The organism is Moorella sp. E308F (assembly GCF_006538365.1).
Taxonomy (GTDB): Bacteria; Bacillota; DSM-521; order Neomoorellales; family Neomoorellaceae; genus Neomoorella.
Genome location: NZ_BJKN01000001.1, coordinates 853,583 through 874,638, shown reverse-complemented (window position 1 = coordinate 874,638; position 21,056 = coordinate 853,583). Strand labels below are relative to the sequence as shown.

Genomic DNA, 21,056 nt, shown 5'->3' with positions numbered 1-21,056 from the left:
TTGTTTTTTTCTGCCCGATACTCCGTTTTGCTTATTCTTCCCTGGGACGCATGGTGGGGAATAGGATAACGTCCCTGATGGAAGGGGAGTCCGTCAGGAGCATTACCAGGCGGTCGATGCCGATACCCATACCGCCGGCCGGGGGCATACCATATTCCAGGGCGCGCAGGAAATCTTCATCCAGCATGTGGGCTTCTTCATCACCAGCGGCCCTGGCAGCCATCTGAGCCTCAAAACGCCGACGCTGGTCCAGGGGATCATTCAGTTCGGAGAAGGCATTGGCCAGTTCCCGCCCGGCAATAAAGGCTTCAAAGCGGTAAGTTAGTTCCGGGTTTTCTTTTTTCCTCTTGGCCAGGGGAGAAATGGCCACCGGGTAATCAAGGATAAAAGTGGGCTGTATCAGATGGGGTTCCACCCTGGTCTCAAAGATTTCGTTCACAATTTTACCCCAGTCCAGGCCGGGTTCGAGTTCCACGCCCAGTTCCGTTGCCGCCCGCCATGCCTCTTCCCTTGTTGTTATCCGGGAAAAGTCCACTCCGGTATACTTTTCAATGGCTGCAAACATGGTTAACCGCGGCCAGGGCGGGGTCAAATCCAGCTCTTCGCCCTGGTAGGTAACGGTGGTCGTCCCTACTGCTTCCCTGGCGACAAAGGCTACCATCTCTTCCAGGAGGGTCATCATATCTTCATAGTCGGCATAGGCCTGATACAACTCGATCATGGTAAATTCGGGATTGTGTTTGGTAGATATGCCTTCGTTGCGAAAAATGCGGCCCATCTCGTAGACCTTTTCCAGGCCGCCGACCAGCAACCGCTTTAAGTGCAGCTCCAGGGCAATACGTAAATAGAGATCGATATCCAGGGCATTGTGATGGGTAATAAAGGGCCGGGCTGCTGCGCCGCCGGGGATGGTATGCATGCTCGGTGTTTCCACCTCTAAAAAGCCCTGGTTGTCCAGGAAAGTGCGTATGGCCCGTAAAACCCTGGCTCTGGTAATAAATACCTGCTTTACTTCCGGGTTAACAATGAGGTCGAGATAACGCTGTCGGTAGCGCAAATCTACGTCCTTCAAACCGTGCCATTTTTCCGGCAAAGGACGCAAACTCTTACACAGCAGGGTTAGCTGATGGACTTCCAGGGAGATTTCCCCGCGGTGGGTACGAAAGACCCTGCCTTTAACACCAATAATGTCGCCGATGTCCAGTTTGCGGAAAAACTCATAGGTTTCCGCCCCAACATTATCGATACGAATATAAAGCTGGAGCCGTCCGTCCCGGTCCTGCAAATCAGCAAAGGAGGCTTTACCATGGCCCCTGATGGCCATGATACGGCCGGCCAGGGTTACTTCTTGCCCTTGCAGTTCTTCAAAATGCCGGTGAACGGCTGCTGTGGTATGGGTACGCTCAAAACGTCCCCCGTATGGGTCGATGCCCTCCTCCTGAAGTTCCTTTAACTTTTCCAGGCGCACCGCTATTAAATCGTTCTCGACTTCCAAATTATTGTTCCCCCTATTGCCCTCTGGTTATATTTACTATCTGGTAACGCAGGGTTCCGGCCGGTACCTGAATATTTATTATTTCTCCAATACGATGGCCCAGGATGGCCTTGCCTACCGGCGACTCGTTGGAAATCCGATTCTCTGCCGGATCGGCTTCCATAGAGCCGACAATTTCGTATTGCAGTTCCTCCCCTGCGTCCAAGTCCTTTAAAGTGACCCGGGAGCCGAGGGAGACAACGTCACCAGGTACCTCGCTGGCGTCAATAACCCTGGCGTTACGCAGCTTTTTTTCCAGGGTAAGAATACGGCCTTCAATGAAGGCCTGCTCGTTTTTGGCGTCCTCGTATTCAGAGTTCTCGCTGAGGTCGCCGAACTCAATGGCCTGCTTTAAACGTTCGGCGACCTCCCGCCTTTTTACAGATTTAAGGTACTCCAGCTCTTCTTCCAGCTTCTTCAATCCGCTCAGGGTTAATAAGGTTTCTTTTTCTGCCATCCTCTCGCTCCCTTTCAATTACCGCATCACTTATAAGCACCGGTGCTATCTCAATATATGTCCTTTTTCGCTCCTTTATGCGGCCGATCCACAGGTCCAAGTACCATAACAAGCACCGGAGGTTGCCCCAGTGCTTGTTGTGCCATAGTCCGCTCGTTTACTGGTATTATAGGCTTGCCCGGTTACCATGTCAATACCTTTCTAAAAGTTAACGAGGCAGGGCTGCTTTGCGTCGGGCCTGCTCGCGGATGGCTGCCACCCTGGCTTCGGAAACCGGGAGCTCAAAACTACGGAAGCCGGCCACGCGAAAGCCGTGTTTGGCCGCCAGGCGGTTAATGGTATCAATCTGTTCTACCGTTAACTCTCGGCCCAGGGTAAAGTTTTCAATTCTCCCCTCCAGGGCCAGGATCATGGTTTCGGCCATGCAGGCATAGGCTAAACCCGGCGGGTAACCAAAATTAAAGTTAAAGTTGACATTGCCCGGTACCTCGACCACCCCGCCGTCAATCACCAGCACGTCGTCGCGCATCTCGGCTACTCGCCGGGAAACATCCCGGGGCCGGGCTACGTCGCAGACTACCGCTCCCGGCTTCAGGTCCCCGGGCTCAATGATGGTGTCTACCGCTGAGGTAACGGTGATAATAACATCGGCGCGACGGATGGCTTCCTGGGAATGGCTGGTTATCCTGGCCTTTACACCAGTCATATCCTTTATCTCACCGGCCAGGCGGAACAGTTTAGCTTCATTGCGGGCAACAAGGGTTAGATGCTGGCAGCGCCGGGCCAGGATTTTAGCGCACACGGCGCCAATGGAACCTGTGGCCCCAACAATAGCTACCTCGGCCCGGGGCAGGTCAATATCCATCATGGCCGCCGCCTTTTCCGTAGCTTCTATGGCCGTAGCTACGGTATAACTGTTGCCCGTGGTCACCGCTATATTTAAATTGCGGGCCACGGTAATCCCGGCATCGCCGACTACGGAAGTCATGGCCCCCAGGCCCAGGATCTCGGCGCCCAGTTTTTCCGCCAGGCGGCCGGTGCTAATAATCCGTTCCATTACAAATTTTTCCGGCAGGCTTACCATCTGGCGTGAAGTCAGGGGACAGGCTACAAACCACCCTTCAGTTTCTGCGTAGGGAGAACGGACGCCGGTAATGTGCGAGGTTTTCAAAGGGGGGAGATAACGTGTCGCCCGTTCCAGGAGACTGGAGGGCAAGTGGCGGGCGAGAGGAAATTTCCTGGTAATATCACTGATATCCAGGGGGTGGATCATGAAGGCGAACTTGTGCAAGGAATGAGCCCTCCTTCGAAGAATAGATAGGGGAAGCGGCAGGTTTGTCGGAGGCCGCCCTCCTCCTTCTCCTGCGTCCGCTGGTGGCGCAGCACCGCCGCGGGCGGCTTTCCCATAATGTAGCTCAATTCAAATTTACGATGCGTGGTTTAAATTCCAGCCGGTCCAGGAGGCGGTTGTAATCTTCCGGGGTGACATCCTCCGGCTTTTTTCCGCTCAAGGTTAAGAGCACGCCTTCCATGACGTTGGTACCGAAGGAGCGGCCGTTAAATTCCGGCGTGGTAGTTATCAAAGTTTTAATACCCCGGCGGCGCAGTTCTTCGATGTCGGCGCTGGTAACGGTATTGGTGATTATTACCCGCCCCGGCAGCTCCGGGGGAAGGTAACGGCGAATAAAGAGGAAATCCCCGGCAACAATCTCCGCCCCTTCGTAATAACGCTGATAGCGGTTGTCGATCTTCTCCTGCTCTTTACCCGTAGGATAAAGGAGTTTAAAGGGCAGCAGGCGTACAAAGGGTGCCGCCAGGTAGGCCACCCGCTGGAATTTTGCCAGGGAACGGATGGGTACGGGTATACCCAGGCCAAAAATCAGGTCGCCGCAAATAAGATCGGCCCCGGCAGCGTCCAGGGCTTCAGCCATGCCAAAACGGTCGACGGCGCTAACCATGAGCACCCTTTTCCCCCGGAAATCCAGGATACCTTCCCGGGCCAGGTAGGCTATCACCCGGCGCTCCAGGGTATCCTTTAAGCCGCCGCCGTCCACTATGGGAGTCAGCCGGGCCGCCCGGACTATTTTAGCCGCATCCCGGAGGAGATAACGCCTGGTGCCTACCCGGATGTAGAGGTCCATCCCTCCCAGGCCGAAGGCATCCACCTGCCCGTCCAGTTCCCGGATAAGATTAATCATCCGCTCCATATCGCCGTCGGTACCGATGCGCTCGATGCGGAACTTTTCTCCCAGGAATTCAGCTTCCACCTGGTGATCCCGTTTAGAGGAACCCAGGCTGATGCTGACCACTCGTTTCATTTTTTATCCCTTCCTTTGTTTTTTCCCAGCTGGCGTACCAGGGCGCGCAATCCCTCGACATCTACCTCCCGGTCACCCTGGATGGGGGAAGGGCCGATCTCCACGCCCACCACTTCTCGTCCCAGCAGCGCTTCGCTGACCTTGATGCGGTAGTCGGAACCGATAATGATGACGACATCGTAGTCCCGCACCCGGCCTACAATCTCCATCAGCTGGTTCAACAACTCCAGCCCGCTTTTCTGGCGGACAAAATCCCAGCGCTCGGCATCGGTTAAAAGTAAGATGTATTCTACGCCCTCCTGCCGCAGCATATTTTCCAGCTCGGCTTTATTGGCTACCGGAAAACCTACCACAGCTATACGTCGGCCGCGCCGTACCTCGCCCAGGGTTTCTAAACGGGAGACAAAGGAGCGGTCGACGCCTATCTGCCGGGCTGTCTCCTGCTGGGAAAAACCCTGGCAGCGCAATGTAAAGATGCGCTCCAGGATGGAGTTAATCTTGCGCCGGCTGATAAGCCTGTCGCCAATCCGGATCAGGTCCATTAGAAAGTCTACTCCTCTGTGCACAGATATGTGCACAGGGAGATTATAACAAAATAAAACCGTCCTGGCAAGGTAGTTTAGCAGGTCCCTCAACAGACCGCTCCGCGAGGACGACAGAGCGAGCAAAACAATCTTTTCAAAACCCGTACATCATCGGCTTTCCGCAAACTATCACTTGCATCAAAAACATGGTATAATGGTATCAAGAAGAAGGTGATCCCTTGCCGGAAAACGAAGGGCAACCCCCGCCTCCCCACCACCCCCACGACAAGGGGTATCGGCAGCTCCTGGCCGACAAAAGAGTGTTCCTGGAACTCTTAAAGACCTTCGTCCGGGAAGAATGGGTGGCGGCCATCGACGAAAACGACCTTATCCTGGTGAATAAATCCTACGTCCTTCAGGATTTCAGCGAGAAAGAAGCCGATGTCGTCTACCGGCTCAAGACCAGGGATAATAATGTCATCTTTTACATCCTGCTGGAGCTGCAGTCAACGGTAGACTATCTGATGCCCTTCCGCCTTTTGCTATATATGGTCGAAATCTGGCGGGAAATCTACAACAACACCCCGCAGGGCGAACGGGAGAGCAAAAATTTCCGCCTGCCGCCCATCATACCGGCAGTGCTCTATAACGGGGCTAATAACTGGACGGCGGAACTATCCTTCAAAGAAATGCTAGACGGTTACCAGAATTTCAGCAGGCATCTGCTGGACTTCCACTACCTGTTGTTTGACGTCAACCGTTACAGCGAAGAAGAGCTCGTCAAAGCTGCCAATGTAATCGCCAGCATATTTTTACTGGACCAAAAAGCCAAACCGGAAGAACTGATGATACGCCTCCAAAAACTAGCGGGAGCAATAAAGACCATGACTCCCGATGAGTTCCGTCATATAACAACCTGGCTGAAGCACGTTATCAAACCTAAAATGCCAGCCGGCATACAGGCAAAAGTGGATTGCATCCTGGATGCCAACAACCCCTGGGAGGTGGAACAAATGATTAGCAACCTGGAAATAGCTCTGGATGAAATGAGGCAAGAGATTTTATTGCAAGGAAAACTGGAAGGAAAGTTAGAAGGAAAGTTAGAAGGAAAGTTAGAAGTAGCCAAAAACTTACTCCTGCTCAACGTCGACGTCAACACCATTATCAAGGCCACAGGGCTTACCCCGGAAGAGATAAACACCTTGAGAAGGCAACTTGAACATTGAACTTCTCCAGGTTTTTGGCTATTATAACCGTGTTTCTACCATCGTAGCTTTGAATTAGCTAACGAAATCACCGCGCATCGTAGCTTTGAATTAGCTAACGAAATCACCGCGCTGAAGAAACAGCTGGAGCAGTAATTTTATACGTGAGGTCGGCCAGGATAGACACGGCTATAAGCATTCAGGGTGGCGATGACTTCCGCCGCGGTATCGAGGGTATATAGGTGCTGGCGCAGGCGGGCTGCCCCCGGTAAACCCCGCAGGTAACAGGCCAAAACTTTCCGCATTTCTTTTACTGCCTTCTTTTCACCTTTCAGCTCTACCATCATGTTTAAATGGCGAATGGCCATAGCCATACGTGTGGCTACATCCGGTGGTGGAGGTTCCGACCGGCCTTCCAGGCGGGCGCGGATGGCCGTTAAAAGCCAGGGATTGCCTATCGCAGCCCGGCCTACCATGACGGCGTCGCAACCTGTCTGTTCCAGCATGGCTACGGCGTCTGCCGGTGTCCTGATATCACCATTGCCAATGACCGGTACCGGTACGGCTTCCTTTACCCGGCGGATGCAATCCCAGTCGGCCTGCCCGCTGTAAAACTGGCTGCGGGTGCGGCCGTGGATGGCTACCGCCGCCGCCCCGGCTTCAACCACCGCCCGGGCTGCCTCGATAACATTTACGGAATTTTCATCCCAGCCCTTGCGCATTTTGACCGTTACCGGCACCGGGCCGGCAGCCTCAACCATGGCGGCGACAATGGCCGCTGCCAGGGGTAGATCGCGCATCAAGGCCGCTCCCTCGCCATTTTTCACTATCTTGGGTGTCGGGCAGCCCATATTTAAATCAACAATATCCGCCCCAGCGGCCACAGCCAGTTTGGTAGCCCTGGCCAGGATTTCCGGCTCGCGGCCGAAGAGCTGGACAGTAACCGGGCCAGGTTCGTCCTTTACATCCAGGAGCGCCCAGGTAGCCTTGCTTTGATAGATAAGACCCTGGGCGCTGATCATTTCTGTATAGGTTAAGGCCGCCCCCGCTTCCCTGGCGAGGTGGCGAAAGATGCGGTCGGTAAAGCCCGCCATGGGTGCCGTCACCAGGGGTGCGGCCAGGGTAACCGGGCCAATTTTAACTGTTGCGCTCATAGACAATCCGCAAACCCTCCAAGGTTAACAGGGGATCAACCTTATCGATGCAGCTAACTTCAGGTGCTATCAAGCCGGCCAGGCCGCCGGTGGCTACCACCACGGCCCGCCCCCCCATCTCGGCCTGCATGCGCTTAACAATTCCTTCTACCTGGCCGATAAAGCCATACATTATCCCCGCCTGCATGCAGGCTACGGTATTTTTACCGATTACCTGGGGCGGCCTGACGAGTTCCACCCGGGGCAGTTTGGCCGCCCGGGCAAAAAGGGCATCCGTAGCGATGCCAATCCCGGGAGCGATGGCCCCGCCCAGGTATTCGCCGCTGGCGGAAATGGCGTCATAGGTGGTAGCGGTCCCGAAGTCCACGACAATGGCCGGGCCACCATACAGTTCATAGACGGCCACGCCGTTGACAATCCTGTCGGCACCTACCTCCCTGGGGTTGTCAAAGCGGATGGGCATCCCGGTTTTTACCCCGGGGCCGATTACCAGCAGCCGGCAGTTAAACTGATCTTTAAGCATCATGGTCAAAGTCTGGGTCAAAGTCGGCACCACGGAAGCCATGACCACGGCTTTAATGGCCTCCAGGTCCACCCCCTGGTAATGGCACAGTTGACGTAAAATCAGGCCGTATTCATCGGCTGTCTTCTGCCGGTCGCTGGCTACGCGCCAGTGGCATTGCAACTCCTTACCTTTATAAAGGCCAATGACAATATTAGTATTGCCGATATCTATGGCCAGTAACATGGCCTCATCCCCTCCATTCTTTTCAACTTCAATTATTCCACAGTACCCGGCTTTATCCTCTTTCCTGCCGGTAAAAAAATAACCCCGTTAAGGGGTTAGTTACCATCGGCAATAACCGCCGGCCAGCCAGGGGCAACCGGCGCAGAGGCGACCGGCCGCATTTTTATCAACTTTGCGGCCAACAAGTTCCCAGGCCGCGGCCCAGGTCAGGGCGGTACCGGGTACCAGGCCCAGATGCTTTAGCACCAGGTTATCCCGCGCCACCGCAGTGGTACAGTTATCTGTACCCTGGTTGGGGCAGGCCCGGCACCAGACATCATAATCATTAATGATGATTAATAGCGATTGGGGACTGAATAACTAACTGCTTTCCCCAGACTGCTCTTCCAACTCACGGGCTGGTAGATACCCTGCCTGCTGCAGCGCCCGCCGGACCTGGAGGCTGATGGCTGCTGCCAGGACCAGTTTGGCCAGGTCCAGGGGGATGTAGGGCAGAACCCCCAGGAGAAGACCTTTCATCAGATTAAGATGCAGGAGGTACATCAACTGTAAAGTACCCAGAACGTAGATTACTACCAGGCAGGTGAGCATGCCGGCAGCCAGGCGGCCGTAACCCGGCTCCCCTTTACCCCTTTCCAGGACCAGGCCCATGAGGTAGACCCCCAGGGCAAAACCCCAGAGGTATCCCCCCGACGGGCTGGCAAAGGCCGCCAGGCCAGCTCCGCCACGGGCAAAGACGGGTAAACCAATGGCCCCCAGAAGTAAGTAAACGAGCATGGCCAGGGTACCTCTATTTTTACCCAGGATGGCACCGGCCAGGAATACTCCCAGGACCTGGCCGGTAATGGGTACCGGTGAAAAGGGCAGGGGAATAGCCACCTGGGCCAGGACGGCTACCAGGGCGGCAAAAAGGGCCACCAAGGCCATATCTTTAGTACGCATAGAAGATTCCTCCTCCTAAATCAGCTATTGCGGGCTGGCATTTTCCAGCCCGCAGCTTACGGCGGCTCGCTACCGCAAATGGTTTCTTGTTTTTATTGTTAACCATTTGCTATATATAGGTTAACATATATGACAAAAAATTTAGCTTGCCGTCCGCAGGCTCACCTCCCCTGCGGTAAAACGCCGGACCTCACTACCAGCACCCCGGACCAGCAGCGCGCCCTCAGCGTCAATATCTACAGCCACGCCCCGGAAAACTTCCCGCCAGGAGTTAACCTCCACCTCCCGGCCCAGGGTCACGCTCGCCTCTTTCCAGGCCCGCCGGACAGGATCGAAACCCTCCTCCTGCCAGCGCTCATACCATTTTTCCAACTGGTACAATATCTCCTGGAATAAAGGCAGCCGCGCCACCGGTCGCCCCAGTTCTAAAAATAAAGAGGTAGCCAGGGGTCTAACCTCGGGGCTAAAATCATCCGCCTCAACGTTGACGTTTAAGCCTGTACCCAGGACAACATACTCGAGGGCATCAATTTCGGCTTTAATCTCCGTCAGGATGCCGCAGACTTTACGCCCGCCGGCCAGGAGATCGTTGGGCCACTTGATACCCGGGGGGAGGCCAGTTCTCTGGCGGATGGCTGCCGCCACGGCTACTGCCGCCAGCAGGGGCAGCTGGGAAGCCAGGACCGGAACCACCCGGGGGCGCAAGATAACCGAGAACCAGATGCCTTTTCGGGGCGGCGAGAGCCAGGAACGCCCCCGCCGGCCGCGGCCGCCTGTCTGGCCCTCGGCGACGACCACTGTCCCTTCCGGTGCCCCGCCGTCGGCCAGTTCTTTGGCCACCTGGTTGGTAGAACCCACTTCGTCGTAATAGTAAAGGTTCCGTCCCAGCCAGGACGTCTTGAGGCCTGCGGCCACTTCCTCGGGATAAAAGCAATCCGGGACGGACAGCAGGCAATAGCCGCGGCGGGTCTGGGCATCAATCCGATAGCCTTCCTGGCGTAAAGCCTGGATATGTTTCCACACGGCCGTCCTGGTGATGGCAAGCTTTTTGCTCAGCTCTTCACCAGAAATGTATTCGCCCCGGCGGCGGCGCAGATACTCTAATACCTGTTGCTTGCTGCCTTCTATGCCCATGATTATATTTTAATCTTCCTTTTTATGGTTGTCAACTATCCGCCCGCCATCTGGGTTAACATTTTTCCTGTCTTTCTTCACACCCAGACTTCCCGCGGCTGTTCCCCGCCCCTGACCTCGCTTATTTTATTCTGGCCATCCAGGAGAATGACCCGCGGTTGATAGGACCTGGCCTCGGCGTCGGTAAATATACCGTAGGAGATAATGATGACAACATCGCCGGGCTGGACCAGCCTGGCGGCGGCCCCGTTGGCGCAGATAACCCCGCTGCCGGGAGGCCCGGGGATGGCATAGGTTTCCAGGCGGGCGCCATTATTATTGTTGACCACCTGCACTTTCTCGTTGGGCAAAATATCGGCCGCGGCCATCAGTTCGCTGTCGATGGTAATACTACCGATATAATTGAGGTTAGCCTCGGTGACAGTCGCCCGGTGGAGCTTGCTTTTCATCATGGTGCGCCACATCGTCTTTTACCTCCAGGGTCAAATTATCAATTAAACGGGTGTTGCCCACCCAAACGGCCAGGGCCAGCAGCACCCGGCCCTTGATTTCGTCTAAAGGTTCAAGAGTCTCTGCGTCATTTACCGCCACATAATCTATTCGCGTCCCGGGCCGGGATAAAATTTCCTGAGCCATGGCTTCCCGGACTACGGCAGCACGGCGTTCGCCAGAGCGGATAAGGTCGGCCCCGATGTTCAAAGCCCGATAGAGGGACAGGGCTGATTGGCGCTCTTCCGGGCTTAAATATTTGTTCCGTGAACTTAAAGCCAGGCCGTCGGACTCCCGTACGGTGGGAACGGTGATTATGTCAACCGGAAAATTTAAATCCCTGACCAGGCGCTTGATCACTACCGCCTGCTGGTAATCCTTGAGGCCGAAATAGGCGCGGTCGGGTTGGACGATATTAAATAGCTTGCTGACCACCGTAGCCACGCCCCGGAAGTGACCCGGCCGGGAAGCGCCACAGAGAACTTCCGTCAAGCCCTCGACCTGGACATAGGTGGCATAGCCGGGCGGGTACATTTCTGCTACCGCAGGGGCAAAAATGGCGTCGACACCCGCGGCAGCAGCCAGCTTTTGATCCCTTTCCAGGTCCCGGGGATAACGCTCCAGGTCTTCCCCGGGGCCAAACTGGGTCGGGTTGACAAAAATGCTCATAATAACGACGTCATTCTGCTCCCTGGCCGTCCTGGCCAGGGTTAAATGGCCCTCGTGAAGGTAACCCATGGTCGGGACCAGGCCTATGCTCTTGCCCTGTTGCCTGGCTGCCGCCACAAACTTGCGTACCGCGGCAATTGTTGTCAACAGCTCCAATACCGTCAGCTCCTTTAAAAATAAAATCTTCTGCCCGCCTGCTCATCGCATCAAATTTGGTAGCCAGGATTTGCCCGAACAGGGCTACCTTGCGGGCGTCGATGCTGCCTTTACGGCCGGCCAGGTCGGCCGTATAGCGTCCCAGGGCGCGGTAAATCTCGCCCAGTTCGGGAACAGCGGCTTCCATGGCCTTTAAATGATCCCTGATGGTAACAAAGTCGCCCCTGGCAATGGGACCGGTCAGGGCCTGGGGAATTCCCTTTTCATTAATATTATCTAAAGTGCCTTTAATTAATGGCGCCAGGGCCCGGGCCGCCATCTCCGGTTCCATGCCGGCCGCCTGCATGAGCCGGCGACTTAAATCTATGAGGCTGACCAGGTAGTTGGAAGCGACGCAGGCGGCCGCATGGTAAAGGGGTTTGGCCCCGGGGCTGATGAGGAAATACTCACCCCCCAGTTCGGTTACCAGGCGTTTCCCCAGAGGCAGGGCTTCCCGATCGCCTTCCAGGCTGAAAACCGACCCGGGGAGGTTGGCCACCGCCCGGTCGGCATCGGCACAGGACTGGAGGGGATGGAGGCTCAAGGCCAGGGCACCGGCCCGCCGGGCCGGGTCCAGGACGGCTGAAGTTAACGAACCGCTCATATGAATGACCGTTTGCCCGGGGCGAAAGCCGTTTCTCGAGGCAATGGCGGCTGCCACCGGGCCGATGGCCTGGTCACTGGTGGTAATAAAGATCAGGTCGGCCTGCCGGGCTACTTCTTCCGGCTGCGCAAAGACCGGGCAGGCCAGCCTTGCTGCCGCCCGCCGGGCTGAAGCAGGGGTACGGCTGGCTACACCGGCGATGGTGTATCCCCGCCGGCGCAATAATATGCCCATCCCCGTACCGACAGCTCCGGCTCCAATTATGCCCACCCGCATAATTGCGACGCTCCTCCAAATAAAAAGCTTCCGACGAGCTGCCGGAAGCTTGATTCCTCATTCACCCGTCTCGGTCTTAAATAGATCCAAGCGGTATAATTTTAAGCCGGTATTATCGAAGGATAAATGCGTGCACTCCTTAAAGGTAGCGCCCAATTTTATTCTAACACCTGAAACCACTATACGGCAATACTTCCTGCCCGGGAAAACAGTCTTTAGCAGCCACATCTGCCCGCCGGCCATCCGGTAAAATAAGGTCCGGGGCAATTTCTGCCAGGGGTATCAGGACAAAGGCCCGCTCTTGCATCCTGGGGTGGGGAATCTGCAGGTCGGGTTCATTAACTGTTAAATCATCGTAAAGCAGGATGTCAATATCAATGTTGCGGGGACCCCAGCGCTCCCGCCGCACCCGGCCCAGGCGCTGCTCTATAGCCAGGACAGTCGACAGCAGCTCGCGCGGGTGCATGGAGGTTTTGATCCTGGCCACTCCGTTTAAAAACCATCCCTGGCCCGTCTTGCCCACCGGGGCCGTCTCATACCAGGAAGAAAGGCGTTCCACCTCGATCCCTTCGGTGGCCGTAAGTATTGCTACGGCCCGCTGCAAATGCCCTTCCCGATCACCCAGGTTGGAGCCCAAACCCAGGTAAGCCGTTGTAAAATCTTTCCCCTTTACCGGCATGCAATCATCCCCGCCATACAGGTTGGCCAGTAATAGCATATCCCTGCCGGCCTGCCTGTACACAGTTTTTACAAAAATGGATCAGGGTTCAGCTTCCACAATTAAAACAGAAGGATTGGTCAGGAGGCGGATAACCTCGCCGGCGCGGCGCCGGGGCTGCAGCACCTCAACCACCGGCCGCATGGGCACCTCCGGCTCCTGGGCTATTACCCGGGCTATTTCACCGGTCGTTAACCGCACCGTAGTGCCCACCGGGTAACTGGCAATAGCTTGCAAAAAGACTCGTACCAGTTTCAGGTCCAGGTTACCCATGGTGCTTTCTACCATTAATAATTCCATGCCCTCATGGGGAAGATACCTGGGGCGGTAGCAGCGGTCGGTAGTTACAGCATCGTAAACATCGGCGATAGCCACGCACCGGGCCGCCAGGCTTAACTCTTCCCACCTTAATCCTTTAGGGTAACCGCTGCCGTTGCAACGTTCATGATGATCCCGGGCCACCCGGCGAACTGCTTCGCTTACCACGCCCTCCAACCGCTCATAACCGGCCTGGGGATGGCTCTTGATAAGAGCAAACTCCTCGGCAGTTAACTTGCCCGGTTTTAATAAAACTTCAGGCGGTACTTCCAATTTGCCCACGTCGTGGAGCATGGCGCCAACGCCGATGACCAGGAGTTCTTTCTGGGAAAGGCCCAGTTTTAAACCCAGGAGGGTAGCCAGAACAGTCACATTCAGAGAGTGGCGTGCAGAGTAAGGGTCCAGGTCCTTAAGCATGGCCATCTGCAAAAACATGTTCTGGTTGTCCTGCATCCGGTTGAGAAAGTCGGCTACTATCTCCTGGATATTTTTAACCTCCAGCTGACTCCCCAGGCGGCAGCGGTGATAGACATCGCTCAGAGCTTCCTGGGCTTCCTGATAAATTTCCCCTACCGGCCCGTCAGGTAAATGGGGTATCCTGGCCGGATTCCTCTGCGGCGACGGATGGTAATAATCCCCGGTACGCTGGACGGTTGCAGAATGAAAATCATAAATTTGGGTTGTAGCTCCTGCCAGTTTATCCAATCCAGCCCCGCCTCGCCGGGGAGAATTGCCATCCATTGCGTACCTCCGCCTTTTTTTGTTAATTACTGACTGTAATAAATTTTTTTCGACACCAAATATGGATTTCCTGCCAGTGCCATTTTAGATTTGTAACAAGAACGCAGCCGATTATTTGATGAAATCGCTTTATAATTGTGACCGAGGTCACAGTTTGTCTTCGCGCCCTTGTTTATGATAAAGGTGTCTTTAGAATTCCACCAAAGGGGGAGAAACCATGTTTTGTTACCAGTGCGAGCAGACGGCCGGCGGTACCGGCTGCACCAGGGTAGGCGTCTGCGGTAAGAACGAAGATATCGCCAGCCTCCAGGATACCATCCTTATCGGCCTTAAGGGTATTGCCGCCTATGCCTACCATGCCCGGGAACTGGGTGCCCGGGACGAAGAAGTAGACGCCTTTATGCACGAGGCACTTTTTACCACCCTAACCAACGTCGACTTTGATCTTAACCGTCATATAGAGATGGCCTTAAAAGTCGGGGCCATGAACCTCAAGGTCATGGAATTATTGGATAAAGCCCATGTAGAGCGTTTCGGCGCCCCGGTCCCGACGAAGGTTTCTACCGGCACCAAGAAAGGACCGGGCATCCTCGTTACCGGCCATGACCTGCTGGATCTCTATGAACTCCTGCAGCAGACGGAAGGTACGGGGATTAATGTGTATACCCACGGCGAAATGCTGCCGGCCCACGCCTACCCGGAATTGAAAAAGTTCCCTCACCTGGTGGGCAACTACGGCTCGGCCTGGCAGAACCAGAAAAAAGAGTTTGCCGAGTTCCCCGGCGCCATCCTGGGTACAACTAACTGCGTGTTAATACCTGCGGAATCTTACCGGGAGCGCATGTTTACCTGCGGCATTGCCGGCCTGCCGGGAGTAACTCATATTAAAAACCGCGACTTTACGCCGGTTATTGAAAAGGCCAAGGCCCTGCCGCCCCTGGAGGAAAAGGCCGGCGGCGAGCTGACCACCGGTTTCCATCACACGGCTATCTTAAGCATAGCCGGCCAGGTGATCGAGGCCGTCAAGGCCGGCAAGATCCGCCACTTCTTCCTGGTGGGCGGCTGCGACGGGGCCAAGCCGGGCCGCAACTACTACACCGAGTTTGTGGAGAAGGTGCCGCAGGACTGCGTGGTCCTAACCCTGGGCTGCGGCAAGTACCGCTTCAACCACCTCGACCTGGGCGACATTGACGGCATCCCGCGCCTCATCGATATAGGCCAGTGCAATAACGCCTATTCAGCCATCCAGGTAGCCCTGGCTCTGGCCGAAGCCTTTAACTGCAGCGTCAACGAGCTGCCCTTGAGCCTGGTCCTGTCCTGGTTCGAGCAGAAAGCAGTGGCCATCCTGCTGACCCTGCTCCACCTGGGGATTCAAAACATCCGCATCGGCCCGTCCCTGCCGGCCTTCTTAACACCCAATGTGCTGAAGGTCCTCCAGGAAAACTACAACCTGAAGCCTACTACCACGCCGGAACAGGACCTGAAGGACATCCTGGGTTAATAATAAAACGCCACGTAGCTTAAGTGCGCTACGTGGCGTTTTTTCACAGGGGCAAAACCTTTACGGAGAAATTTTAGCCAGCCGTTTCAAGGCCTGAAGCTTATCAGTCCGGCCGATCTTTGCTGATGCCAGGGCCTGCTCCAGGACGGCAATGGAGCGATCGTACACCCGGCGGTCCACCGGGTAGGGGTGGCCGTCCTTGCCGCCGTGGCTGAAGCTGTACCGGACCGGATCCCGGAAGCTGGCCGGTGCGCCGTAGGCCACCTCGGCAACCATGGCCAGGGCGCGGACGGTTTTGGGACCCACGCCTTCCACGCCCAGGACGGCGGCAAAATCCCGGGGCTGGGCGGCATATACTTTGAGCAGGGCTTTATTGAGGTAGCTCGCCCGGGGAACATCATGACGCCAGGGGAGAGGGAGGTTGGGCAATTCCCTTTCCAGAATGCGGTTAAACTCGGCTACTACCTTTTGCGGCTGCTCCCGGGCCAGCTCCGTCACCACCTGGCGGGAGGCTTGACCCTCGCTGGCCACCATGTTCAGCACCTCACCCTTCACGTCGCAGCAAACAGCGGCATGGGGTTCGCAGACAAAGTCCCTTAGCCCTTCGCCCAGCCAGTGGTAGCGGCGGGCCAGGCGCGTGGTTTCATTCATCCCCTGCTGGACGACGGCCCACCGGCCGTCAAAGGTGAAGATAAAGACGTGGTGGTAGAGCTGGTAGCCGTCCTGGAGGGCCGTATTGTCGACTTTGGCGGCCATCCTGCTGGCGTAAATTAACTCTCCTGGTTGTAAAGAAGTCAGGGCCAATCTGTCGGCCGCCGTTGCAATTTCCTCCGGTGTCCGGCGGGAAGTACGACCTTTGCCCCCGGCAATGACAAAGCCCAGGTCCTTTTCCCGGCCGCGCAAACCCTCCTTAAGGGCGCCGCAGAGGGTGGTAGTTAAACCCGAAGAATGCCAGTCAAAGCCCAGAACGCAACCGAAGGCCTGAAACCAGTACGGATCGCTCAAGCGCCGTAACACCTCCCGGGGACCGTATTCCCGGACAATAATCTCCAGGATGGCCGGCCCCAGGCGTTTCATGCGTTCAAAAAGCCAGGGCGGGCAGTGGCCGCCGTGGAGGGGCAGGCTGGCCGTACCGGTACGCATTAAAAACCTTCCTCTAAAACCCTAGTATATGTATTTAGAATTTCTTGCGAGAAAAGCACAAAGCGTACTTCGGTAAAGATGCCCGGGTTGGCAGCTAAAAAATCCTTAACTGTGGCCAGGGCGATGCGGGCCGCCCGCTCCACGGGGAAGCGGTAGGCTCCAGTGCTGATGGAGGGAAAAGCCAGGGATTTTATTCCCCGCTCCCTCGCTAGCTGCAGGCTGCTGCGGTAGGCGCTGGCCAGCAGCTCGTCTTCTCCTTGCCGTCCGCCGCGCCAGACAGGCCCGACGGTATGGATAACGTAGCGCGCCTTGAGCAAGCCCCCGGAGGTGATGACCGCCTGGCCAACGGGACAACCGCCCTGTTCCTCCCGGATGCGGCGGCACTCTGCTGCTATGGCCGGTCCCCCGGCGCGGTGGATGGCGCCGTCGACGCCGCTGCCACCCCACAGGCCGGTATTGGCGGCATTGACAATGGCCTCTACCTCCTGCTCGACAATATCCCCCTGGAGGAGTTTTAGCAGGGTACCGGCAATGTTGACTTCCGTCATTACTAAGACCCTCCTCAAATAGCCTTAGAGCGGCTGGTAACCGCCGCTATTGAAAGCCTGGCTTTTAGTACCCCGGTCTGCTGTTATGTCAACTCCGGCTTTACTCATGCCACGGGTTCCGGGGCCAGATCGACAAATTTGGTGAATTCAGGTAAAAAGGCCATTTCCACCGTTCCTACAGGACCATTGCGGTGCTTGGCTACGATAACTTCGGCAATCCCCTTTTTATCGGTGTCGGGATCGTAATACTGGGGCCGGTAAAGGAAGATAATCACGTCAGCATCGGCCTCAATAGCCCCGCTCTCCAGGAGATCGGCCATGACCGGACGTTTATCCTGGCGCTGCTCAACACCGCGGTTCAACTGGGATAGGACCAGGACGGGAACATTCAATTCCCGGGCCAGGGCCTTCATGGCCCGGGAAATGATAGCAATTTCCTGCTGGCGGCTGTCCACGCGGCGGTGGGCCTGCATAAGCTGCAGGTAGTCAACTACCACCAGGCCCAGGCCGCTTTCCGCCTGCAGTCGCCTGGCCTTGGCCCGGACCTCCAGGGCCGAGACGGCCGGGGTGTCGTCAATATAGATGGGGGCTTCTCCCAGGATGCCGGCGGCATTGACCAGACGCGCCCAGTCGTCTTCGGTTAAGTAGCCCGTCCGCAAGCGGTGCTGTTCCACCATGGCTTCGGCGGCCAGCATACGCTGCACCACCTGTTCCCGGGACATCTCCAGGCTGAAAATGGCCACCGGCAACTTTTGTTTAACAGCCACCTGCTGGGCAATGTTGAGACAGAAGGAGGTCTTTCCCATCCCCGGCCGGGCGGCGCAGATGATGAGATCAGAGGGCTGCAGGCCGGAAAGGATTTTATCCAGGTCATGGAAGGTGGGTATACCGGTAACTTCACCCTTATGAGCGCTTAAACGCTCCAGATGGGCAAAGGTTTGCATCAGGACATCTTTAACGGGCACAAAACCGCTGCGGCGCCGACCCCCGGCCACCTCAAAAATTAGACGTTCAGCCTCATCTAAAATCTGGTCCACATCGCCGGCCTGACTTAAGGCCAGTTCGGTAATGCGCCCGGCTGCCTGCACCAGGGCCCTTAATGTGGCTTTTTCCGCTACCAGGCGGGCATAATAGCCGGCATTGGCTACACTGGGTACATCGCCCGTCAGGGAGCTCAAATAGGCAGCCCCGCCTGCCACCTCCAGCTGCCCCTGGCGGCGAAGTTCTTCCGTCACCGTCAGGAGGTCGACAGCCTCACCGCGCTCATTGAGATCCAGGATGGCGCGATAAATCAAACGGTGGGCTTCCCGGTAAAAGTCTTCGACTTTAAGGATTTCCAGAACGGTAAGCAGGGCTTCCCGGTCCAGCATAATGGCCCCCAGGACGGATTGCTCGGCCTCCAGGCTCTGGGGAGGAAGCTTTTCCAGTTCGCCTGCCATGGTTTTCAGGCTCCTGCCCGGGACCGCCGCCGGCCCCTGGCCCTGGCCGCCGGCATCAGGTAATCCAGGGCCTCGGCTACATTTTCCACGGGCTGGACGGCAATCCCTTTGAGACCAGCCGGTACCTCGGCTGCATTTTCCGCTGGAATTAAAACCATCTTCATGCCCGCCTGCTTGGCGCCATAGATTTTCTCCAGTACGCCGCCTACCGGCTTGACTTTCCCCTGGATGGAGATCTCGCCGGTGACGGCAATGTCCTGGCGCATCGGCCGCTCCTGGACGGCACTGATAATGGCCGCGGTAATGGCCAGGCCGGCCGAGGGCCCGTCAATGTTGGCCCCGCCGACAATATTGACGTGGACGTCATAGTTGTATAAATCCTCACCTGTCAGCAGGCGAAATACCACAGCGGAATTAAAGACGGAGTCCCGGGCCATGCTGCCGGCCGTTTCATTAAAGCGGATGCTCCCTTTCCCCGGTTCCCGGGCCGGGAAGGCCATCGCCTCAATCTCCAGGACTGAACCTACAAAACCGGCTACGGCCAGGCCCATGACGCGGCCCACTTCCAGGGTATCCCTGGCCTTCACGGTAACGCAGGGCGTCAAGCGGGCGCTTCTTAAAACCTGCATGACATGTTCTGCTGTAATCAACCGGCGCCGGCGGCCCTTTTTCCGCTGCTGTTGATAGAGACTGAGGCCGTAAGCTTCGGCCAGGATGTTGATGGCCTTACGGCCTTCAATGGTATATTCGGAGATTAGTTCCGGTACCGCCGGTTCCAGTTTGACCCCCAGCCGGCCAGCGGCTTCCCTGATAATAGTCTGGATATGGACAGGGGTGAGGGGTTCAAAAAATACCTCCGCGCACCGGGAGCGCAGGGCCGGGTTTAGCTCTTCCGGCTCCCGTGTCGTAGCGCCGATAAGGATAAAATCAGCCGGCGCCCCTTCCTCAAAGAGTTTTTTAATATAGCGGGGAACACTCTCGTCACTGGGGTCATAGTAGGAGGAATCAAATTCTACCCGCTTGTCTTCCAGGACTTTGAGGAGCTTGTTGAGAAGCAGGGGATCCATTTCCCCGATCTCGTCAATAAAGAGTATGCCCCCGTGAGCCTCAGTCACCAGCCCCAGCTTGGGCTCCGGCACCCCGCTCTCGGCCAGGTCCCGCCGCGCTCCCTGGTAAATGGGATCATGAACAGAGCCCAGGAGGGGGTTGGTCACTTCCCGGGGATCCCAGCGCAGGGTGGTACCGTCCACCTCGACAAAAGGTGCCCCGGGTTTAAAGGGGGAGCTGCTTATTTTCTTGGCTTCTTCCAGGGCCAGTCGCGCCGCCGTCGTTTTCCCCACCCCCGGCGGGCCGTAGATGATCATGTGCTGGGGAAAGGGGGAGGTGAGTTTAGCAAGTATTGACTGCACGGCCTGATCCTGGCCGACGATTTCCTCCAGGCGCCGGGGCCGCAGGGCTTCCAGGGCTGTCCGGGACAAGGTTATCTGGGACATCTTTTCCAGAATAGCCAGTTTTTTAAGGGTCTGGGCGTTTTCCGGCCCGTTATTTTCCTTTAGAACCTGGCGGCGAACCTCCTGGATGTACTCTTCATGGCGCTCCTGCAGCCTTTCGGCAATGCGCTGCTCCAGCTTTTCTTCCACCGTCCGCCGGGCAATAAAGTCGGCTATTTCTTCCTGCAGGGCGGTCAGGATCCGGGGTATCTCTTCTTCGGCCGGTAAATCAACGATGGTAGGGTCTTCATAGATCAATTTTTCCAGGGCCAGGACCCTGGCCGCCAGGTCATCGGAACGTATTAAATCCAGGGCTTCCAGCTTGCTGGCCCTTAAAACTACTTTCTCCGTACCGTAAATATCACATAATACACCATATAAAGCGGCCACCTGGCGATCCAACATATGACGATCGCTGGCCAGGACGGGCAAAATCTCTTTGGACATTCTTTTTAACTCCCCTCTGCCACCACCTGTACCCGCAGGCGGGCCTGGATTTCAGGATGCAATTTCAGGGTAACTTCATAGCTACCCAGGGCCTTGATGGGTTCTTTAAGATCTATTTTACGCCTGTCGATATCCACATGAAAAGTGTTTTTAATTGCCTGGGCTATCTCTTTATTGGTAACCGAACCAAAGAGTTTGCCCTTATCACCGGCGCGGGTGGTCACCTGTACCACAGCACCATTGAGCAGACCGGCCTGACGCCGTGCCTGTTCCAGTTCCTGGCTCTTTTTCTCCTCCTGGCGTTTCTTTTCCAGGTTTAACTCTTTCATACGCCCGGCAGTAGCTTCCACCGCCAGGCCCCGGGGCAAGAGATAATTGCGGGCGTAGCCCTCAGCCACTTCCACCACTGTCCCCCGGTTACCGAGTTTGGGGACATCAGCAACTAAAATAACCTTCATAATG

Annotated in this window: 22 protein-coding genes; 2 read left to right on the top strand and 20 right to left on the bottom strand. The window is 56.3% G+C overall.

The window, feature by feature from the left end; translation table 11 throughout:
- Positions 1-31 precede the first annotated feature (31 nt).
- The 5 genes from lysS to E308F_RS04400 all read right to left on the bottom strand — a co-directional run bounded on the left by lysS (position 32) and on the right by E308F_RS04400 (position 4,851).
- On the bottom strand, positions 32-1,495 hold the full coding sequence (gene lysS, locus E308F_RS04420; protein ID WP_141263727.1) for a lysine--tRNA ligase: 1,464 nt from the start codon (positions 1,493-1,495) through the stop codon (positions 32-34).
- 13 nt (positions 1,496-1,508) lie between these two features.
- Positions 1,509-1,991, bottom strand: coding sequence for a transcription elongation factor GreA (greA, locus tag E308F_RS04415; RefSeq protein ID WP_141263726.1), 483 nt, complete (start codon positions 1,989-1,991; stop codon positions 1,509-1,511).
- Positions 1,992-2,199: 208 nt separating this feature from the next.
- Positions 2,200-3,282, bottom strand: coding sequence for a polysaccharide biosynthesis protein (locus tag E308F_RS04410; protein WP_141263725.1), 1,083 nt, complete (start codon positions 3,280-3,282; stop codon positions 2,200-2,202).
- Positions 3,283-3,406: 124 nt separating this feature from the next.
- A complete protein-coding gene (locus E308F_RS04405) occupies positions 3,407-4,309 on the bottom strand; it encodes a quinate 5-dehydrogenase (protein ID WP_141263724.1) in 903 nt (300 codons plus the stop codon).
- Positions 4,306-4,851 carry a helix-turn-helix domain-containing protein gene (locus E308F_RS04400; protein ID WP_141263723.1) on the bottom strand — a complete coding sequence of 182 codons (546 nt, stop codon included), beginning with the start codon at positions 4,849-4,851 and terminating at the stop codon, positions 4,306-4,308. Before E308F_RS04400 ends, E308F_RS04405 begins: the two co-directional genes overlap by 4 nt.
- 221 nt (positions 4,852-5,072) lie before the next feature.
- On the opposite strand from E308F_RS04400, the gene E308F_RS04395 reads away from it, so the two are divergent.
- The gene (locus E308F_RS04395; protein WP_141263722.1) at positions 5,073-6,059 is read left to right on the top strand and encodes an Rpn family recombination-promoting nuclease/putative transposase; all 987 of its coding nucleotides are present in this window, start codon (positions 5,073-5,075) and stop codon (positions 6,057-6,059) included.
- Between the two features lie 137 nt (positions 6,060-6,196).
- On the opposite strand, the gene dusB is transcribed toward E308F_RS04395, so the two are convergent.
- The 10 genes from dusB to E308F_RS04345 form a co-directional block, all read right to left on the bottom strand.
- Positions 6,197-7,192 carry a tRNA dihydrouridine synthase DusB gene (gene dusB, locus E308F_RS04390; RefSeq protein WP_141264099.1) on the bottom strand — a complete coding sequence of 332 codons (996 nt, stop codon included), beginning with the start codon at positions 7,190-7,192 and terminating at the stop codon, positions 6,197-6,199.
- On the bottom strand, positions 7,176-7,940 hold the full coding sequence (locus tag E308F_RS04385) for a type III pantothenate kinase (RefSeq protein ID WP_141263721.1): 765 nt from the start codon (positions 7,938-7,940) through the stop codon (positions 7,176-7,178). Before E308F_RS04385 ends, dusB begins: the two co-directional genes overlap by 17 nt.
- A 99-nt stretch (positions 7,941-8,039) precedes the next feature.
- Positions 8,040-8,276: a DUF1284 domain-containing protein gene (locus E308F_RS04380; protein WP_141263720.1), complete on the bottom strand. Its 237-nt coding sequence runs from the start codon at positions 8,274-8,276 to the stop codon at positions 8,040-8,042.
- A 24-nt stretch (positions 8,277-8,300) separates the two neighbouring features.
- Complete coding sequence (locus E308F_RS04375; RefSeq protein ID WP_141263719.1) at positions 8,301-8,882, bottom strand: biotin transporter BioY; 582 nt, start codon at positions 8,880-8,882, stop codon at positions 8,301-8,303.
- A 141-nt stretch (positions 8,883-9,023) separates the two neighbouring features.
- A complete protein-coding gene (locus tag E308F_RS04370) occupies positions 9,024-10,016 on the bottom strand; it encodes a biotin--[acetyl-CoA-carboxylase] ligase (protein WP_141263718.1) in 993 nt (330 codons plus the stop codon).
- Positions 10,017-10,093: 77 nt separating this feature from the next.
- A complete protein-coding gene (panD, locus tag E308F_RS04365) occupies positions 10,094-10,480 on the bottom strand; it encodes an aspartate 1-decarboxylase (RefSeq protein ID WP_141263717.1) in 387 nt (128 codons plus the stop codon).
- The gene (gene panC, locus E308F_RS04360; RefSeq protein WP_253256536.1) at positions 10,425-11,291 is read right to left on the bottom strand and encodes a pantoate--beta-alanine ligase; all 867 of its coding nucleotides are present in this window, start codon (positions 11,289-11,291) and stop codon (positions 10,425-10,427) included. The genes panD and panC overlap by 56 nt, the downstream gene beginning before the upstream one ends.
- On the bottom strand, positions 11,185-12,249 hold the full coding sequence (locus tag E308F_RS04355) for a Rossmann-like and DUF2520 domain-containing protein (RefSeq protein ID WP_253256414.1): 1,065 nt from the start codon (positions 12,247-12,249) through the stop codon (positions 11,185-11,187). The genes panC and E308F_RS04355 overlap by 107 nt, the downstream gene beginning before the upstream one ends.
- 163 nt (positions 12,250-12,412) lie before the next feature.
- Entirely contained in the window at positions 12,413-12,991 is a 579-nt protein-coding gene (folK, locus tag E308F_RS04350) for a 2-amino-4-hydroxy-6-hydroxymethyldihydropteridine diphosphokinase (protein ID WP_253260388.1), read from the bottom strand.
- 18 nt (positions 12,992-13,009) lie between these two features.
- On the bottom strand, positions 13,010-14,026 hold the full coding sequence (locus E308F_RS04345; protein ID WP_141263715.1) for an HD-GYP domain-containing protein: 1,017 nt from the start codon (positions 14,024-14,026) through the stop codon (positions 13,010-13,012).
- Between the two features lie 217 nt (positions 14,027-14,243).
- Between E308F_RS04345 and hcp the strand changes: the two genes are divergently transcribed.
- The gene (hcp, locus tag E308F_RS04340; RefSeq protein WP_141263714.1) at positions 14,244-15,527 is read left to right on the top strand and encodes a hydroxylamine reductase; all 1,284 of its coding nucleotides are present in this window, start codon (positions 14,244-14,246) and stop codon (positions 15,525-15,527) included.
- A 60-nt stretch (positions 15,528-15,587) separates the two neighbouring features.
- Here the strand turns inward: hcp and E308F_RS04335 are convergent, their stop codons facing one another.
- The 5 genes from E308F_RS04335 to rplI form a co-directional block, all read right to left on the bottom strand.
- A complete protein-coding gene (locus E308F_RS04335) occupies positions 15,588-16,670 on the bottom strand; it encodes a DUF763 domain-containing protein (RefSeq protein WP_141263713.1) in 1,083 nt (360 codons plus the stop codon).
- On the bottom strand, positions 16,670-17,218 hold the full coding sequence (locus E308F_RS04330) for an O-acetyl-ADP-ribose deacetylase (RefSeq protein ID WP_141263712.1): 549 nt from the start codon (positions 17,216-17,218) through the stop codon (positions 16,670-16,672). Before E308F_RS04330 ends, E308F_RS04335 begins: the two co-directional genes overlap by 1 nt.
- 104 nt (positions 17,219-17,322) lie before the next feature.
- Positions 17,323-18,657: a replicative DNA helicase gene (gene dnaB, locus E308F_RS04325; RefSeq protein ID WP_141263711.1), complete on the bottom strand. Its 1,335-nt coding sequence runs from the start codon at positions 18,655-18,657 to the stop codon at positions 17,323-17,325.
- Between the two features lie 5 nt (positions 18,658-18,662).
- A complete protein-coding gene (gene lonC, locus E308F_RS04320) occupies positions 18,663-20,594 on the bottom strand; it encodes a Lon family ATP-dependent protease (protein WP_141263710.1) in 1,932 nt (643 codons plus the stop codon).
- 5 nt (positions 20,595-20,599) lie between these two features.
- The gene (gene rplI, locus E308F_RS04315; protein WP_141263709.1) at positions 20,600-21,052 is read right to left on the bottom strand and encodes a 50S ribosomal protein L9; all 453 of its coding nucleotides are present in this window, start codon (positions 21,050-21,052) and stop codon (positions 20,600-20,602) included.
- Between the last annotated feature and the right edge of the window lie 4 nt (positions 21,053-21,056).